We start from the raw sequence: 18,645 nt of genomic DNA on the forward strand, positions 1-18,645 counted from the left end.
CGCCACGAGGGCCGTCCCTTTCTTCGCCACGGATCCCGCCAACGGCCCTAGGCTACAACGGGGCCAGCTGGTCCGCATGCGCCGGGGCGAGGGCACCCAGTTTTGCCTGGCCCGTCGGCATCAGGACGCTGTTGGTGCGTTCGGGCCTGTACCAGCCGACGGCGGTGCCCCGCAGGGCCAGAATCGCGGACCCGAACACCACGTAGGCGCGGAGGGGTTCGTAGATGAGCCGGTAGATGGGGACCATGAGGAGGTGCATCGGGCTCTCATGGACCATCAGCACGGCCACTATCGAGATGATCATGTGGGTTGCGGCGACGAACACCGAGAACGCGGCGACGGCCTGCCATTCGCCGCGGGCCAGGCTGGTCACAGCCACAATGACCGTCAGGGGCATGAAGACCAGCGGAACCAGCACCGAGATCAGGGCGTAGGGCATGGTCAGCATGCCGAGGGCGCCGAACCGGGGATTGAAGAGCATCGAGCGGTGCTTGTAGAGCGTCTGGATGTTGCCATAAGTCCAGCGGAGCCGCTGCTTGAACAATCCCCGCAGGGTCATGGGCGCTTCCGTCCATGCCACGGCGGAGTTCTCCTGCACGATGCTGTAGCCGAGCCGCTGCAGGGAGAGGGTGAGGTCAGCATCCTCTGCGAGCGTGTCGTGGGAGTAGCCGCCTGCCTGGATGAGTGCCTCCCGCCGCCAGGCTGCGCAGGCGCCCGGGACAATCGAGATCGCTCCCATCAGGCCCTCCGCCATTCGGGTGACGCAGATGCCGGAGAGATATTCAAGGCTTTGCCAGGCAGTCAGGAGATTGCGGCGGTTTCCGACTTTCACGTGCCCGGCGACTGCTCCGACGATCTTGCCGTTGCGCGGCGCCAGGAAATGGCGGGCAAACATCTTGATGGTCTGGGGTTCAAACAGCGTGTCACCGTCGAGGGTGACCACAATTTCTCCGCGGGACTGGGCTATTCCGTGGTTACTGGCGGCGGACTTTCCGCCGTTGGGCTGGTCGATGACGCGCAGTTGCGGCCAGGTCTGGGCGTATTCGGAAAGAACCGCCAAGGTGCCGTCGGTAGAGCCGTCATTAATGGCGACGACTTCCATCCGGGGGTAGTCGCTGGCTCTAAGGGCATCCAATGTTTTGGCCACGACAAGTTCTTCGTTGAACACCGGCAGGACGACGCTGACGAACGGCCACTCTTCCTCCTTGACGTCCGCCCAAAGACGTTTCTTCTGCCGCTGATTGTTGATGACGGCGAGGACCACGTAGAGGAACGTCAGGACGGTCAGCGAGCCGATTCCGAACCAGAAAAGCCAGGTGAGGACCACGTTCGGAGTCACTAGATACGTCGTCATCGCGGCCAGGGTCGCATCGTCCTCCACGGCGGCCTTGGCGTCCGACTGGGGAATGTATTCGGGCGGAAGCAGCGGCTCGACCGTGGTGAAGGTGTAACCCATAGCTTTTGCCTGCGGGATGAAAGTCTTCAGCATTTCGATCGTTGCGCTGCGATCACCGCCGCCGTCGTGAACCAGGACAATGTGCCCTTGTCCGTCCAGTTTCTGCGCCTTGATCGGAACGCCGGGGGCGTAGGACCAGTCACGCGTATCAAAGTCCATGTTGATGTGGAGGAACCCCAACTGCTGGGATTGCAGGAGGGCCAATGTGTTGTTTTCCGGGTCTCCGGTGGGGATCCGGAACAGCCGTGTTCCATAGTTGTCTGCGGCACGCATAACCCGGTCCGCCCCGATAATTTGCTGGCGGTTAAACGGGTCGTCGTGAGCCCAGAAATCGATGTGGGACATCGTGTGGTTTCCGACCATATGACCTTCCTGGGTCATGCGGCGGAAGATATCCGGGTACTTCACGATGTTGTCGCCAACCGTGAAGAACGTCGCCGGCACGCCTTCTTTGGACAGCAAATCCAGAATTTGCGGCGTATTCCGCGGGTCCGGCCCATCATCGAAGGTCAACATCAATGTGTGGTCCGCCGGCTTCCCAAAAGTTTCCATGGCGTAGGGGCTGTTGCCGATCAGCTCAATTTCCTCGGCGGTGGCCTCCCTCCAGATGGTGTTGCTGAAGGGATCCTTGAGGAAGACTTTGCCGCCTCGCCGCTCGATGAGCGCTATCCGGTCGAAGGCGAAGCCGCCTTCAGGGCCGATTCGGGGAATGTTGCGCAGATCCTGGGTGGACAGCAATTTCCGGGGATACTCCACGGACTGGTTCTCCGCTGCTTTCCATACCGGGGCGCTGGCAGCGGGCAGGATCCACACGACCGACAGGACGATCAACAGCACGCTCGCCACCAGGGCGACGAGGATGCGTCGCCACCGTTTTCCACTGGGATCGAAGAAGACCGGTGCAGTGCCGGAAACTGGGGATATTTTCTTCATGGATTGCCTCGACAGGGAATCTGGTGTGATGAAGTCCCGACCGGAGTCAGGGCGTGAGCGCCAGCGCTCGTGCCCGGGGGTCAAACCCGGAATTGGCGACCAACTCGCGGAGGGAAAAATCGGCGCTCATCTGATCTCTCCCTTGAAGCCGCGGGAGCCGCCGGTTCGCGGCGTCCCCCTATGCCTTCGAGGTTAGGAGCGCCCGATGGGGTCACACACGCGTAGGAAACACCCGCGTTTTAAGAGTGGTTCTACTTGGTTTGAGGGGCCGACTACCGCGATTGGTGGCGACGAGTCGAGTAAGCGCGGAGGGGCACAACTGGGGTGCCGCCGGACTCTGAGAGACGGGTGAAGCTTGCGTCTATCGCCGCAGCCGGGCCGACGGGTAGCGTTCTAGGTACGTGGTCCGAATTAGTGGAGGCAGATGCCGAATGCGCAGAGAGATGGGACTGGCCGCGGGCTTGCTGTCGGTTGTCCTGGCTGCCGCCGCGTGCGAGGGCGCGCCGCCGTCGCCACCGCCTTCTCCTTCGTCATCGGGGCTCTCGGCCGTCCCGGACACGTACATCACGGCCTATACCTGGTTCGACAACACGCCCGAGGGCTCCCCGGACATCAGCCACCCGGTGCTGCACAAGAAGGCGGGCGGGGCAGGGACCTACGCGGATCCGGTGACGATCGCCGTCGGGCACTCCCTGGAGACAGGCCAGGATGTCCTTGATTTCCCGGCCGGCACCCGGATCTACTTACCCGACGTCCGCCGGTACTTCATCGTGGAGGACACCTGCGGGGACGGCCCCACCCCGGAGGACGGGCCCTGCCACGCACTGGCGGCCAGGCACGGGGGTGCATCCAGCTGGCTTGATGTCTGGATTGGCGGCGAGGGGGAGAGCGAGTCATTTGCCAGGCGCTGCGCGGACCAGGTAACCGGTGTCCGGGCCGCCGTCTTCCACCCTGCGGACAACTACGTCGTGGCTTCCGGGGTGGGTGTGATCCACGACGGCAAGTGCGATAGCGGCTACGGCAATCAGCTCGTCACCACGTCACCGTCCCCGAAGGCCCGCTGATTTCCTGCGCCGAGTTTGAAAACAGGTCAAAGGACCCTGTCGATTGGCCTCTCCGCGCTTGCCAAGGTAACGTTTGGGTTACCGGTTGGTACACACGCCCGACAGAACATCCAGAATGCTCTTGCGTGTGGTAATCCCCTCGGCGAGGCGTCTTAGCGCTCCGCATGCCGTGACCAACTCCGGGCAGGAACCATCCCCAGGGACTGCCCGTTTTCCGCACCCCATGAAAAGGCTTTATTTTCCATGCGCAGAAATACTCTGCTGGCCGCCGGCATGCTCTCGGTCCTCCTCGCCACCTCGGCGTGTGGCGCCGAAACCGGCGCCTCCAATTCATCCGCCCAGTCTTCCGGAGCGGCAAACGCCGGCGTTGAGGTTTCGGCCGCTGCCGACAAGCCGTCCGCCKAGGTCGGCGCCTCGCAGCGGGCCGCTGCCGAGAAGGCCAAGGTTGCAGCTGTAGCCGCCAAGAAGGCCAAGGCGGCAGCAGCGCAGAAGGCCGCGGCTCAGAAAGCCGCAGCCGCTGCAGCAGCCAAAACGGCAGCCGCAGTAAAGACTCCGGTAACTGTTCCCGCCGCACCCGCCGTGCCGGCCGTGGCTCCGAAGCCGGCCCCGGCACCCGTTGTGCCGGCGTCGTCCTCCGAGCGGGTTGTCCACACCACGTACACGACGGCGTACACCTGGTACGACAACACACCGGTGGGCTCAGCCACGATCAGCCACCCCATTCTGCACAGCACGGCCGGGGGCACCGGCACCTACAACGACCCGATCACCATCGCCGTGGGTCATTCCACTGCCACCGGTAAGGACGTGCTGGACTTCCCGGCCGGCACCCGGATCTATCTTCCGGACGTGCGCCGCTACTTTATCGTCGAGGACAGCTGCGGCGACGGCGACGACCCCCAGGGCGGCCCCTGCCACCAGGGCACCAACGTGGAGGGGACCAACTCCACCATCTGGATCGACATGTGGATCGGCGGCCAGAGCATGAGCGCTGACGGTGCCGACAACTGCGCCAGCCGGGTGACGAACGTCCGTACGGCCGTCTTCAACCCTGCAAGCAACTACGCGGTTGCCCCGGGCACGGGCGTGATCCACGACGGCAAGTGCGACGCCGGCTATGGCAACACGCTCCTGAAGCGGTAGCTTTCGGGAGATTGACCTCCGGCTTCGGCCGGAGGCCCTGCGGGGGCTGGCGAGACTTCGCCGGCCCCCGTTTTCTGTTGGCGGGGCCGGTGTTGGGCCGCCCCGTTCCGCTCCGGAGGCCCAAAGACCCTTGTTCCTGGCCTGGGACAACGCAGACTTGGATGGAGTAGTCGCACCCAAAAGGGGAGGGCGCCATGCGTCGGTCCGCACAGTCCGTCAGGGCAGTTTCAGTAGGGTTTTGCGTCGCTTTTCTGCTGGCGTCCTGTTCTTCCCCCAGTGGCCCGCCAACGGGTACCGGGACAGCTACGCCGTCGCAGGCCGCCTCGTCCGCAAGCTCGAAGCCGGGCCTGAAACCGTTGGCCCAGGCTTCACCCCGGCCGACAGGGCAGGCCGACTGGAAGACCTACACGACGCCGGATGGCACGCTTATGTTCGACTACCCGCCGGACTGGACCGTCAAGGACCGGGCCCGCGAGGCAGCGCCCGGGGGAGTCTTCATCGAAGTCCTCACCGGCGCCCGCAAGTCGATCGCCACCCTGCGGACCAACATTGTGACCAAGGCGAACTGCACCCGGAAGTTGCCCTATGCCCTGATGGACTCACAGGAGTTGCCGGCGCTTGCCCGGAACGGTGTAAAGCCGCGCTTTGTGTTCGAGGGCCGGGACGACCATGAGTCCTACCCCTCAAGGCCGGCCCCGTTGTCCTACGGGATCACCTCCGCACCGCTGCCGGCCGGCCCCAGCGCCTGCCCGATTTTCCAGTTCTTCAACTGGCCGCCGGGCGTGGCGGCCTTCAGCGGCGTCTACGATCCGCTCCTTACGACACCGGGGGACACGCCCGACGTCGACACTCCGGAGTCCTATACGGGAACCGAGGAGTACGACTCGCTACGGCAGATGATCACCTCGCTGCGTCCGGCGGACTAGACCCGGCCGGGCGCCACCTGCCGAGGGCAGCGCGCCGCCGCCTCGGGTCCAAACCCGTCCATCCCGGTCCGGACACTCGGGGTGGCTCTTGCTGTGCCTTCGCCCACTGGATGTGGTGCTTCGTGCCACTCCGCGGCCTGCTGCGACGCACCTGCGACACGCCGTCCAAAATGCGACACGCGGGGCGGTTAATTGTGGCTAAGTACTCCACAGGGTGTGGATTTCGTCCTCGAAAACGGCTGAAATCCGGACATTTTGAAGGCCCTGGGCTGTGGATTAAAAGTGGGTTAAATGACATACTTGTAATACATCATCTTGGGGTCCGCGCGGGACTCTTGCACTACATGTAGTATCGACATACAGTTCGAGCGGAGCGGTTGCAGACCGCCAGGCGAGGCCAGTAACGGATAAGGATTCCTGTTCCGGTCAGGCCCCACCGGACACGAACCACAGATTTCAACAAAGGGGACTGAAGGACATGACCGTTACGGTTTACACGAAGCCGGCTTGCGTGCAGTGCAACGCCACCTACCGCGCTCTCGACAAGAAGGGCATCGCCTACCAGAGCGTCGACATCTCCCAGGATGCCGAGGCCCTTGAGCGCCTCAAGTCCCTGGGCTACATGCAGGCCCCGGTCGTCGTCACCGACCAGGATCACTGGTCCGGATTTCGCCCGGACAAGATCGAAGAACTGGCACAGGCTGCCGCCGTCGCGGTCGCCTGAAAGCCAACACACGGCACAAGCACGTCAGATGAGGTGACTCCGATGGCACCGGTTACAGCGGCAACAGCTGACACGCCGCTGGCAGCAGGCGCCGGAGATCCGGACCCGGTCCGAACCACCAGCAGCCACCTCATCTACTTTTCCTCCACCTCCGAGAACACCAAACGCTTCGTTGCGAAGCTGGGTGTCGACGCCGCCCGCATCCCCCTCCACGCGAGGGAACCGGGGCTGGTGGCGACCGAGCCCTACGTGCTGGTGCTTCCCACCTACGGGGGGACCGGGGGAGAAGGATCGGTTCCGAAGCAGGTCATCCGCTTTCTGAACGATCCGAGGAACCGGCAACAGCTCCGTGGAGTGATCGGGGCGGGCAACACGAACTTTGGGGACAACTACTGCATGGCCGGGGACATCGTCGCCGCCAAGTGCCAGGTCCCGCACCTATATCGTTTCGAACTCATGGGGACGCCGGAAGACGTCAGCCGAGTACAACAAGGATTGGAAGAATTTTGGACACGACTGTCGCAGACACCGAAGTGACCGGGGACTCCCACGGCACCGCCGGTACGGCCAGCAATACCGCCGTCGAGAAGCACACCGTAGCTGGCGAGAAGCCGGCCATGCCGGCCGCCTACCAGGGCCTGGGCTACCACGAGCTCAACGCCATGCTGAACCTCTACGGCCCCAACGGCGAGATCCAGTTCGAGGCCGACCGCGAGGCTGCCCACCAGTACTTCCTGCAGCACGTGAACAACAACACCGTGTTCTTCCACGACCTCGAGGAAAAGCTCGACTACCTCGTCAAGAACGAGTACTACGAGCGGGAAACCCTCGACCAGTACACGATGAACTTCATCCGCGAGCTGTTCAACCGCGCCTACAAGAAGAAGTTCCGCTTCGAGACCTTCCTTGGCGCGTTCAAGTTCTATACCTCCTACACGCTCAAGACGTTCGATGGAAAGCGCTTCCTGGAGCGCTACGAGGACCGCGTCTGCATGGTGGCCCTGCACCTGGCCCGCGGCGACGAGAAGCTTGCCCTGCAGATGGTGGACGAGATCATCGAAGGCCGCTTCCAGCCGGCCACCCCCACGTTCCTGAACGCGGGCAAGAAGCAGCGCGGCGAGCTGGTCTCCTGCTTCCTGCTCCGCATCGAAGACAACATGGAGTCGATCGGCCGGTCCATCAACTCCGCGCTGCAGCTCTCCAAGCGCGGCGGCGGCGTCGCGTTCGCACTGACCAACATCCGCGAGGTCGGCGCGCCGATCAAGCAGATCGAGAACCAGTCCTCCGGCGTCATCCCCGTGATGAAGCTCCTCGAGGACAGCTTCTCCTACGCCAACCAGCTCGGTGCCCGCCAGGGTGCCGGCGCGGTGTACCTGCACGCCCACCACCCGGACATCTACCGCTTCCTGGACACCAAGCGCGAGAACGCGGACGAGAAGATCCGCATCAAGACCCTCTCCCTGGGTGTCGTCATCCCGGACATCACCTTCGAGCTGGCCAAGAAGGACGAGGACATGTACCTGTTCTCGCCGTACGACGTCGAAAAGGTCTACGGCATGCCGTTCTCCGACGTCTCGGTCACCGAGAAGTACTACGAGATGGTGGACGATTCCCGGATCAAGAAGACCAAGATCAAGGCCCGCGAGTTCTTCCAGACCCTCGCCGAGATCCAGTTCGAATCCGGCTACCCGTACATCATGTTCGAGGACACCGTGAACCGGGAAAACCCGATCGACGGCAAGATCATCATGTCCAACCTGTGCTCGGAGATCCTCCAGGTCTCCCAGCCGACGACGTACCACGATGACCTGTCCTACGACCAGACCGGCAAGGACATCTCCTGCAACCTGGGTTCGATGAACATCGCCAAGGCGATGGACTCGCCGGACTTCGGCCTGACCATCGAGACGGCCATCCGCTCGCTCTCGGCAGTCTCGGACATGTCCAACATCACCTCGGTGCCCTCGATTGCCCGCGGCAACGACCAGAGCCACGCGATCGGCCTCGGCCAGATGAACCTGCACGGCTACCTGGCCCGCGAGCGGGTCCACTACGGGTCCGAAGAGGGCCTGGACTTCACCAACATCTACTTCTACTCGGTGGTCTACCACGCTGTCCGGGCCTCGAACCTGCTGGCCATCCAGACCGGCCAGACCTTCGGCGGCTTCGAGAAGTCCAAGTACGCGTCCGGGGAGTTCTTCGACAAGTACACGGACCGGGAATGGGTCCCGCAGACGGCGAAGGTCGCCGAACTGTTCGCGCACATCCACATCCCCACCCAGGATGACTGGCGCGAGCTGAAGGCTTCCGTCATGGAGCACGGCATCTACAACCAGAACCTGCAGGCCGTCCCGCCGACCGGCTCGATCTCCTACATCAACAACTCCACCTCCTCGATCCACCCGGTGGCGTCCAAGATCGAAATCCGCAAGGAAGGCAAGCTGGGCCGCGTGTACTACCCGGCGCCGTACCTGACCAACGACAACCTCGAGTACTACCAGGACGCGTACGAGATCGGCTACGAGAAGGTCATCGACACCTACGCCGCCGCCACGCAGCACGTGGACCAGGGCCTGTCCCTGACGCTGTTCTTCAAGGACACCGCCACCACGCGCGACATTAACAAGGCCCAGATCTACGCCTGGAAGAAGGGCATCAAGACCATCTACTACATCCGTCTACGCCAGCTCGCGCTGGAAGGGACCGAGGTAGAGGGCTGCGTCAGCTGCATGCTGTAACCAGCCGCTGAAGGCGTGAGTACGACGGCGGGCGCCTGCCCGCCGTCGTACGCTTTAACTTAGAGAACAACCCAACATTGAGGGGATGACATGACCGAGAAGGTCAAGCTGCTTAGCCACGTCGAGGCGATCAACTGGAACCGGATCCAGGACGACAAGGACGTTGACGTCTGGAACCGCCTGGTCAACAACTTCTGGCTGCCGGAGAAGGTGCCGCTGTCCAACGACGTGCAGTCGTGGGCGACGCTCACCCCGGACGAGCAGCAGCTCACCATGCGCGTGTTTACCGGCCTGACCCTGCTGGACACCATCCAGGGCACCGTCGGCGCCGTCTCGCTCATTCCGGACGCCCTTACCCCGCACGAAGAGGCTGTCTACACGAACATCGCGTTCATGGAGTCCGTGCACGCCAAGAGCTACTCCTCCATCTTCTCCACGCTGGCCTCCACCAAGGAGATCGACGAGGCGTTCCGCTGGTCCACCGAGAACGAGAACCTTCAGAAGAAGGCCCAGATCGTCATGGACTACTACCAGGGCGACGACCCGCTGAAGCGCAAGGTGGCTTCCACGCTGCTGGAGAGCTTCCTGTTCTACTCCGGCTTCTATCTTCCGATGTACTGGTCCTCGCGGGCCAAGCTCACGAACACGGCCGACCTGATCCGCCTGATCATCCGCGACGAGGCCGTGCACGGCTACTACATCGGCTACAAGTTCCAGAAGGGCCTGGAAGGTCTCGCCGAGGAGCGCAAGCAGGAGATCAAGGACTACACGTTCGAGCTCCTCTTCGAGCTGTACGAGAACGAAGTCCAGTACACGCACGACCTTTACGACTCCGTCGGCCTGGCCGAGGACGTCAAGAAGTTCCTGCACTACAACGCCAACAAGGCGCTGATGAACCTGGGCTACGAGGCCATGTTCCCGGCCTCCGTCACCGACGTGAACCCGGCGATCCTGTCGGCCCTGTCACCCAACGCGGACGAGAACCACGACTTCTTCTCCGGGTCGGGGTCGTCGTATGTGATCGGCAAGGCTGTTAACACTGAGGATGATGACTGGGACTTCTAGTAGCAGTTAGGTCCCTGCCTGGTTTGAGCCGGCTGGTCGGTAGAAATCGCTAACTGGGTGAGCCTCGAACGGCCCCGTACGCTGACTCGTGCGGGGCCGTTTCGTGGAATGGCAGCGGTTGACGCAGGGAATACTGCGGGGCCGCTAACGCGTTATGGATCGAACGTGTCGCTCAATTGCCTGTCTGTCTCCTGCGGAAGGGAGTCTCATGTGTTGAATCTTATTTCGAATCGGAAGGACCTCCGACTTTGCGGTAGTCCATTGCTTCGATGTGAGTCCTCCAACCCGCGAATTCTCGGAGATGTTGATAAGCAAATCGAGTAAATCGGACAAGTCGATCCATCGGGCGGGATTGGGCAGCGAACCTAGGTCAGGAGCAGGGATGCCGTTCTCCGCCGTGAAATTTCGTCGGATCTTGTTGGCGTGCCCATTTAACAAGGTCACCAAGGCTTCTTGCGTCGCGGTGGAGTCCGCGAGAATCGCTCTGGCTGTTCTTTCGAATGTGAACAGCGACGAAGCGATTTTCGTCCACTGTGTCGGAGCATCGAGAAAACTGCGTTCCGCCATTTCTACGCAAGTTTTCACGATCGTCTCAGAAACGCCAGGCAGGATCTCTAGGCAATCAGATTGAAGATCGAGACGACCAAGGCCTGAAGCGTGGAGCGTGGCGGCCAGGTTCGCTGGGATTTCATCATAGGGGACTTTGCGTTCGCCTCTAAGAAGAACTGAGGACTCCAGCCATGAGATGCTCTCGGATCCACATTCGATCATCGTCGCGCTGATTCGCTTCGTGAGACAAGCTACCGCATCCTTACCTTTAGCCAGAGACAGATCGGGGAAGATCGAGATCAATTCGGCCGCGGGTCCCGGCATACCTGCTGAAAGCGATACGAGTCGTTTGGCGTTCTCAGGCGAGCTGTGTTCGAGAAGTTGCTCGTATCGCCACGGTCCTCCGATGTACTGCACGCAATCAGTAGCCAGACTGGAGCCGTCGATTGCGGGATAGTGACTTTGAGGCGCGTTGCTGGCAACGATCAAACGTGTACCTCGCATCAAGTGTCGCACTACTGCCGGCCGTAGCTGCCTCATCCAAGTTCTACCGTGATTTATTTTCAATAGGCAGTCAAAATTTACGACGACGAGTATGTCTACTTCAAGGGATTCAATTTCATCGACATCTAGATCGTTGTTGACCTTGATTGGCAATTTTGCACAATCAACGAAATCGATTACGTTGTCCTGAATCTTCGAGCGCTCAAAGTCGCCAAGTAGATCATCAGTCCTATTCAATGCGGAGCAATGCCAAAAGATATGCCGCTTAATTTCAACTGCTTCGAGGAGGGGACGGTACCAAGGAATGTCCATCAAGCCTTGTTCCTTAATTTTGATCCTAGCTGGGTCCACGGCGCGAGAACGATATCATTTCCGTCGTCTATCAAGACCCCGAGATTAATCAAGTTTGATATTTCGTTCGAGAATTGGTCGTCAAGAACATTGAAATCTGAAATTTCAATTCCAAGCTCCAGCACGGAGAGTTCGTCCGAATAAAAGCGATCAAGACTGTCGATCATGCCGTCTACAAGGCTAACGGCAGTTCTTCGCCAATGCCTAAAACTCTCCTGAACGAGGTCGCCAGAAATTTCACGGCTTGCGATATCATTAGACAGTTTCGCCGCCACGAAGCCTGAAAGAGATCTAGTGAGAAACACTTGTCCCCCCGTCTCCGTGTATACGCGACTCAAAGCATCGTGAGTCCAGCGCGCGGCCATTCTTGAGCCGAGCGCCTGAATCATTCGATCTGACTCAGTCCTGGAGATTTCGGCCATAAAAGTCGGCTTCGCCCAAGCAAAGAGAGGGTTCTCCCTGCCGTATAGAGTCGGGTACATAATGGGAGCTGTCGTTATACCGGAGAGAACCACATTGAAGTTCTTGTTCTCTTGGACCAGAGCCCGAAGGGCTCCGAAGAACTCTGGAACGCCGGTTTGGCTCTCCGTAGATTGAGTCTCGGAACCAACTAGTGACTCGACCTCGTCCAGAGCAAGGACCACAGATTTTTGGGGGCCCTGACCGCGCCTGAGAGCCGCACCTATTGCTTGCCTGAGATCCCCCACACTTGAGCTGGACGTTATTGAGGCAAGCTCGTGAGTACGCATGCCGTGTTTTCCGAAAGCGATCTTTAGTTGGTTAGCGACGTCCGAAATTAGTTGCGGAATCTTCTGCTCGGCGGAGCCTGGCAGGACCTCTAGATCCTGAAGTATATAAAGGCTATTCTCCGGATCTCCCAAAACAAACAACCTTCCCAGCTCACTCAACAGGCTGGTCTTCCCCGTCTTCCGCAGCCCAAATACGCCACAGACACGTCCAGATCTAAGCTCTGTAACGAGTCCTCGCAGAGTTTCATGTCTTCCAAAGAACTCATCGCCTGATACGGGCGTTGTTCTGTCATAAGGATTATTTCTCGCGGACGCTGAAACAATCCTGGCTAACAGGTCCTCCGCTGCTTGTTGTGGACTACCGGTAGTGTCCAAGGTCAATACAGAATATGTCTCCCGGAACGTCCAGTCGTCTAGTTTCCGCTGCGCATAAATATCTTTTGTGTGCAACAAATAGATCGATTTATTGCGAGGCCTATCTATATCCTTTGATCTCATGGTGTCTATAGTTCGACTCTGGAGCTCGTGGTAGCGGGTGAAAGCGACATGTATACCTGAACTCAGACCAAGCATGAGTTGTAGAGACGCGTTGAGTTCCATCACAGCATGCCAAACACCGGTCTGGTCATCCCTCTTAGCGTAAGAGTAATCGCATCCGAGGACTTCCATTACCGAGCGATGGAACTCTGCGGCTGGGTAGTCCTTGCACATACGTTTGACGTAGCGAAGCGTGTCCTCGTTTCGCAATACGAATGGTTCCGCTTGGAGGCGGTGGATGAAATCTGACATCAGAAGCTCCTTCGCACGTCTCGGATTATCTTATGTTCACAATCCGTATGCACGTGTCTCTGCAAACCGGGGCGCCATGGATTCCATCTGCTCCATGACCAGCTTGATAGCCTCGGGCTGTTTGTCCGGCGGGTAGCCGAAGCGGACCAAGAGTCGTTTGATCGATGAGCGTAGCTTGGCCCGGACATCGTCTCGCACCGTCCAGTCCGTGCGGACGTCCCGCCGCATCACGGACACCAGCTCGCGGGCGATATCGGCCAGGACGCCCTCGCCCTGGACCTCCACCGCCGATTCATTGGAAGCTACAGCGTCGTAGAAGGCTAGTTCGTCTGTATTTAGTGGGGGAGTGAACTGCGCCCCGCGGTTCCCTTCGGCGGCCACTTCACGCGCCAGCTCCACCAGCTCGGCTATGACCTCTGCCGAAGTGAGCTGCTGGTTGGTGTACTTCTTCAACAACTCGGTGATCCGCTCGGAGAAGGCACGCTGGCGGATCACGTTGTTGCGGGTCGTCTTCGCTGATTCGTCGGCTATTAGCTTCCGCAACGCTTCGATGGCCAGTTGTGGATTTCTTGCCTGCTGGGTCTTAGCGATGAACTCTGGCGTCAGGTCATCTAGGGACGGCTTGGGCATGCCGGCGGCTTCGTAGATGTCCAGCACTTCGCCGGAGGAAGTCGCCGAAGCGATCAGATTGCCCAGCAGCCGCTGGATTTCCTCCGGCACGGGCTCGCCGGTGGCTTGCCGGTCGGCGGCGTCGAACTTGGCCATGTACACGCGGGTCTCTTCGTAGACCTTGATCTCTGGCCGCAGCTCCGCCAGTGTCTCTGACCCCGAACACAGCGCCCACGCCCGGGAGAGCTGGCTGGAAAACCGCCGGTACTTCGAGGCGAGCGTCTGCTCGCTGGGGACCGGCTGGTTCCCCGGCGTCTCCGGGCTGCGCAGGTAGTTGGCCGCGCCCGTCGCCGCGGACACGAACGCCTTGGGGCCCCCCTTCATCAGCACGGCCTTCCAGTCGTAACCGGCGAGTAGCCCCCGCAGGGTCTCCACCAGTCCGCGTGCAGCCACAACAGCCTCGTCAATGTTCTTGCCGACCGGCTTGTTCACCCGGTCTGACTGCGTGTACTCGCCCAGCGCCTTGGCCAAGTTCTCTGCCAGCGGAGCGTAGGCCACCAGCAAACCGTCCTCCTTGCCACGGAACGTACGGTTCACCCGGGCCAGGGTCTGCATCAGCAGCGCACCCTTGAGCGGCCGGTCCAAGTACAAGGTGTGCAGCGGCGGGGCGTCGAAGCCGGTGAGCATCATGTCCTTGACGATCACCAGCTCCAGCTCGTCGTCCACGTCCTTGAGCCGCTCCTTCACCACGGCGTTCGCGGAGTCGCGGCGCACGTGGTCGGAGACCGGCGGCACGTCGGACGCGGTCCCGGAGTAAACCACTTTGATTTTGCCCTTGGCCAGGTCATCGGAGTGCCACTCTGGCCGCAGCTCCACGATCGCCGTGTACAGCTTCGCGCAGATTTCCCGCGTCCCGCCCACGATCATCGCCTTGCCCGGCGCCTCGATGAACTTGCCCATCCGGGCGCTGCGGTTCTCCCAGTGCGCCACCAGGTCCGCGGCCAGCGCCGCGATCCGCTGCGGCGCACCGTAGACCGCATTCACGACGGCGACGCTCGCCTCGATGCGTGCCCGCTCGGTGTCATCCAGCCCCATGGTGGCTTCATCGGCCGCCTGGTCCAAGATCTCCTCGGTGACGTCCGAGGCCAGCCCCACCTTGATGAGCCGCGGCTCGAAGTACACCGGGACTGTGGCGCCGTCCTCTACCGCCCGGGAGAGGTCGTAAATGTCGATGTACTCACCGAACACGTCTTGGGTGTTGCGGTCGTCGAAGGAGATCGGTGTTCCTGTGAAGGCGATCAGCGTGGCGTGCGGCAAGGCGTCGCGCAGGTGCCGGGCGTAGCCGTCCAGATCGTCGTAGTGCGAGCGGTGCGCCTCGTCCACCACCACGATGATGTTGCGCCGGTCCGACAGCAACGGATGCTCGGCGCCTGCCTCCTTCTCCGACTTGCTGCGGCCGAACTTCTGCAGGGTGGTGAAGTAGATGCCGCCGGTGGTGCGGTTGCTCAATTCGTCGCGGAGTTCGGAGCGTTTCTTGATCTGCTTGGGGTATTCCGCGAGCAGAAGGCTGCGCGAGAAGCCTTCGAACAGCTGGCCGTCGAGTTCGTTGCGGTCCGTGATGACCACGACGGTCGGGTTCTTCATCTTGGGGCTCCGGGCCACCAAGTTGGCGTAGAGCTCCATCTCCATGGACTTGCCGGAACCCTGCGTGTGCCAAACGACGCCGGCCTTGCCGTTGCTCTCCACTGCAGTAATGGTGCTGCCGACAGCCTTGGTCACGGCGAAATACTGGTGCGGCTTGGCGATCCGCTTGCTGAGTCCGTCCGAGCTCTGATCAAACGCGGTGAAATTGCGGGTCAGTTGCAGGAAACGATCCACGTTGTAGAGGCCGTTGAGCGCGGTCTCCAGAGCTGTCACAGCTTCGCCGTCTTCCATGTATCCCGGCGCCACGGGCACGCCGTCGTCGTCGACGTTCCAGGGTGAGAAGTGGTTGAGGGGAGTGAACGGTGTGCCGTACTTGGCTTGGATCCCGTCGGAGGCCAGCGTGAACACGCAGAAGCGGAATGCCATGGGGAACTCGCGCAGGTAGGTCTGCAGCTGGGCGTGAGCCGAGGCGACGTCGGCGGTGGCGCTGCCGGCCTTCTTGAGTTCGATGACGCTCACCGGCATGCCGTTGCAGTAGAGCACGACGTCGAAGCGGCGTTTGTAGTCGCCCTGCACCAGGGTGACCTGGTTGACCGCGAGCCAGTCGTTCTGGTCCGGATCCGAGCTGAGCAGGTGAATGGTGGGACTGGCCTCGTTGCCGTCCGAGTCGATATAGCTAAGCCGGTAGCCGTCCACGAGGTAGTTGTGAATGCGGTGGTTCTCGGTGATGGCGTCGTTTGATTTGGGCGAGGCGATTTCGGCGAGGGCCTGTTGCAGGTACTGGGCCGGAACCGTCGGGTTGAACCGCTGCAGAGCCGCGAGGAGCCGGGGCCGGATCAGCAGCTCGTTCCAGGAATCGCGCTCGCCCCTACCGGGCGCGATGTCCTGCCCTGATGCCGGCCGCCAGCCGAGCGGCTCGGCCAGCAGTTCCAGGGCTACGCCCTCCCAATCGGCTTCGGAAAAGGCTACTGCGGGCGCTGCAGTCACTGGGTCACCTGATCTTGAGTTTCAGGCAAGTGCTGCGAAAGTTCTAGGGTCTCTACGGATGGAGAAGCAGTGACCATGTCGGCGACACCTGTCGTGGACCGTGCTGGTTCGTTCGCTACTCCGTACGGGATGTGAACCCCGGCGACGAAGGATGAGGCGGGAACTAGATGGCTCGCTTGGTCATCGAAGAAGATGTGCGGCTTCATAACTTCCAGCACCCGAGACTTTTCGATGCCTCCTAGGAAGAAGGCGTCGTTGACTGCCACATTCCATTCGGCGAGGGAGTGAACGGCGCGTTCGTGCGCAGGAGCATTACGCGCTGTGATGAGTGAAATACGCAACCGAGGTTCGTAGGATGGCTCGCTGTTGCGCTTCGCCGTTTCCAGATTCTGAATCATGTTCAGATCCCGCAAGAGGTTCTTCAGCGGCCCGGGGATGAGTGCGCGGTCCTGATGTTTGGTTTCGTGGGCTTGGAAGTCCGCTAGGCTGCCTGATTCCTTGAAGACGCGCTCCGCTTCGTCATCGCCGAGAACGCCGTCGAAGTCGAAGGCCACTCGAAGTGATGTGTCGGAAGCGTCGTAGACGGCTGTCGAGGGCAGAACATGCCCCGCGGGGTAGCCGAGTTTCGTTGCGGCATCCACGTCCGCCCGGTTTGCCGACAGGAACAGCGACATGTCGAAGGCCTGAATGTACTGATACGGCGCCTGTCCCTGAGTGAAGACCGCGCGCGAAATGTCCAGATTATGGGACTTGACCGACCGAAGCACTCGAAGACCAGTTGAGGGATCATTCTTCGAAAGCACGATGACCTCTACGACGGGATCGGTACCGGCTCGAAGGTCGTTGAGTCCTAACAGTCTTTGGATGAAGGGGAACGCAACGCCGGGCTGCAGGCAATCATCGATGTGCTCGTCCTGGTAACGGCGGTAATCATCTTCGCCGTTTTTCCGAAAGTAGGCGTCAGATTCAGCAAGGTCAAATAGCGCGCTCGAAGCCACCCCAACGACGAGGCGATTCTCCAATTCGTATGGCATCAGTTGTTCCCCCGCCCGTCGGCGACGGAACGGGCTACTGCGGCTGCTGCTGTCACGGTGGTTCCCCCTGATGGACCGGATTTCATTCTGAAATGTCTGTGCAAATCTTGCTTCGAGGTCGGAGACGCTGGCTCAGATCAACTCGTCCGACTTCCTACTCCCGCGTCCTCCAGCACTTTCTCGGCATCCCTGACCCGGAGTTTGCCGCACATGAGTTGGGGCAAGAGAGCATCGCGGGTTGATGCCAGCGAGTCCATCTCGTACTCGAGCGAGTCGCGAAGCTGCAGCATTGGACGCGCCACCTCAGCATAATTTTCCTGTACGGCTTTCGAAACGAACGGGGCGTCGAACGACGGGATTGCATCAGATGCGAGGTGCAGGACTGTCGTGCCGCTTGTCCTGCTTCTGCAGTGCGCTCTGAAGCGCCCCTGCAGCATCACGCCGAGCAAGAATTCAACTGGCGAGTCGTGCCTCGGACGCACGATGGCTAGGTCCAAGCTTGCGACGAGCTTTTGGTAGCCAGGGGCTCCGGGCACGCGGACTGCTCGACCAACTACCTCTGCAGCCTGAGTCAGGTCGGTGAGAGCAACGACCAATTCTCCAGGAGCGATCTGTTGACCAACCTTGAACGGGCCGGCATAGTCCTTGAGTCCCCTCAGCGAGTAACCTCCACCTCTGTCGAAAGACTTCAGCGTGACAAGCGCAGTCGACGACTTACGGAGATCAGCGCTCCTGTAGGAAACCCCCTTTGTGACCGTCGCCAATTCGCTGAACGGGATGGTCTCCTTGGGTCGTCCGCACAACAGAGCGAAAGACGCTTCTAAGATCTCGCTGGTTCTAGATATGAGTTTTGTGTTGGCGACAATTTTGGTGTCGAGGGAACCTAGCACCTCGGCAATTGCTCGCTGATGTGTAATGTCAGGAAGAGTTAGAGTCATTGACCGTTGGTCGGTCAAACTCACATAAGGCGCCATATCAGTCTGACCCTTCAACAGATCGAGCTGGCGTGTGAAATCCGTGGACATCAATACATAACGCAAATACGCTTGATTGATCACGGATTCGTCCAGACTGCGCCAGAAAGTCGTTTGAGGCGAGCAGACAAATTCTGGTGAATCGGCGGGAGCTACGGCAACTTTCCCAACCGTACCTTTGTGAGAGAGGATCACATCCCCCGGAGCCCCAACTCCCTTGCGGATGCGTGCCCTCGCCACCGAATTGATGCGTCCAGCCGTCGTAAAGTTAACGACACCGCTGGTCATGTCTGCCGCACGGATGAACGAAACCCCCGCGGATTCGAACTCTTCGGGTCGAGGTCGATCATTTCCGTGATTACCGTCTTCGACACGAAGCACTCCCTCGGACACGAGGTCTATGACT

The 18,645-nt window shown here is 60.6% G+C and carries 13 protein-coding genes; 7 read left to right on the plus strand and 6 right to left on the minus strand.

Annotation, left to right across the window (positions count from 1 at the left end):
- Positions 1 to 52 precede the first annotated feature (52 nt).
- Positions 53 to 2,389 (minus strand): bifunctional polysaccharide deacetylase/glycosyltransferase family 2 protein, encoded by a 2,337-nt coding sequence (locus tag AC1DBD_RS04945; protein WP_476981539.1) that lies wholly within the window; start codon positions 2,387 to 2,389, stop codon positions 53 to 55.
- A gap of 431 nt (positions 2,390 to 2,820) precedes the next feature.
- Between AC1DBD_RS04945 and AC1DBD_RS04950 the strand changes: the two genes are divergently transcribed.
- The 7 genes from AC1DBD_RS04950 (at position 2,821) to nrdF (ending at position 10,049) form a co-directional block, all read left to right on the plus strand.
- Positions 2,821 to 3,453 (plus strand): hypothetical protein, encoded by a 633-nt coding sequence (locus tag AC1DBD_RS04950; RefSeq protein ID WP_441417596.1) that lies wholly within the window; start codon positions 2,821 to 2,823, stop codon positions 3,451 to 3,453.
- Positions 3,454 to 3,696: 243 nt separating this feature from the next.
- Entirely contained in the window at positions 3,697 to 4,596 is a 900-nt protein-coding gene (locus AC1DBD_RS04955) for a hypothetical protein (RefSeq protein WP_476981540.1), read from the plus strand.
- 428 nt (positions 4,597 to 5,024) lie between these two features.
- Positions 5,025 to 5,522, plus strand: a complete 498-nt coding sequence (locus tag AC1DBD_RS04960; protein ID WP_441417598.1) for a hypothetical protein — start codon at positions 5,025 to 5,027, stop codon at positions 5,520 to 5,522.
- A 478-nt stretch (positions 5,523 to 6,000) separates the two neighbouring features.
- Positions 6,001 to 6,246, plus strand: coding sequence for a glutaredoxin-like protein NrdH (gene nrdH, locus AC1DBD_RS04965; protein ID WP_018773329.1), 246 nt, complete (start codon positions 6,001 to 6,003; stop codon positions 6,244 to 6,246).
- 42 nt (positions 6,247 to 6,288) lie between these two features.
- Positions 6,289 to 6,783 carry a class Ib ribonucleoside-diphosphate reductase assembly flavoprotein NrdI gene (nrdI, locus tag AC1DBD_RS04970; RefSeq protein WP_441417599.1) on the plus strand — a complete coding sequence of 165 codons (495 nt, stop codon included), beginning with the start codon at positions 6,289 to 6,291 and terminating at the stop codon, positions 6,781 to 6,783.
- Positions 6,784 to 6,863: 80 nt separating this feature from the next.
- Positions 6,864 to 8,984, plus strand: coding sequence for a class 1b ribonucleoside-diphosphate reductase subunit alpha (gene nrdE, locus AC1DBD_RS04975; protein WP_441417869.1), 2,121 nt, complete (start codon positions 6,864 to 6,866; stop codon positions 8,982 to 8,984).
- A gap of 90 nt (positions 8,985 to 9,074) precedes the next feature.
- The gene (nrdF, locus tag AC1DBD_RS04980) at positions 9,075 to 10,049 is read left to right on the plus strand and encodes a class 1b ribonucleoside-diphosphate reductase subunit beta (protein WP_476981541.1); all 975 of its coding nucleotides are present in this window, start codon (positions 9,075 to 9,077) and stop codon (positions 10,047 to 10,049) included.
- A 144-nt stretch (positions 10,050 to 10,193) separates the two neighbouring features.
- Here nrdF and AC1DBD_RS04985 read toward each other — a convergent pair whose 3' ends face one another.
- The 5 genes from AC1DBD_RS04985 to AC1DBD_RS05005 form a co-directional block, all read right to left on the minus strand.
- Positions 10,194 to 11,417 (minus strand): hypothetical protein, encoded by a 1,224-nt coding sequence (locus tag AC1DBD_RS04985; protein ID WP_476981542.1) that lies wholly within the window; start codon positions 11,415 to 11,417, stop codon positions 10,194 to 10,196.
- On the minus strand, positions 11,414 to 12,991 hold the full coding sequence (locus tag AC1DBD_RS04990) for an ATP-binding protein (protein ID WP_476981543.1): 1,578 nt from the start codon (positions 12,989 to 12,991) through the stop codon (positions 11,414 to 11,416). Before AC1DBD_RS04990 ends, AC1DBD_RS04985 begins: the two co-directional genes overlap by 4 nt.
- A 36-nt stretch (positions 12,992 to 13,027) precedes the next feature.
- A complete protein-coding gene (locus AC1DBD_RS04995) occupies positions 13,028 to 16,231 on the minus strand; it encodes a type I restriction endonuclease subunit R (protein ID WP_476981544.1) in 3,204 nt (1,067 codons plus the stop codon).
- On the minus strand, positions 16,228 to 17,265 hold the full coding sequence (locus tag AC1DBD_RS05000) for a 5'-nucleotidase (protein ID WP_476981545.1): 1,038 nt from the start codon (positions 17,263 to 17,265) through the stop codon (positions 16,228 to 16,230). Before AC1DBD_RS05000 ends, AC1DBD_RS04995 begins: the two co-directional genes overlap by 4 nt.
- Positions 17,266 to 17,402: 137 nt before the next feature.
- Positions 17,403 to 18,632, minus strand: a complete 1,230-nt coding sequence (locus tag AC1DBD_RS05005; protein WP_476981546.1) for a restriction endonuclease subunit S — start codon at positions 18,630 to 18,632, stop codon at positions 17,403 to 17,405.
- Positions 18,633 to 18,645: the final 13 nt, after the last annotated feature.

Source organism: Arthrobacter sp. 10T419, from assembly GCF_056394105.1.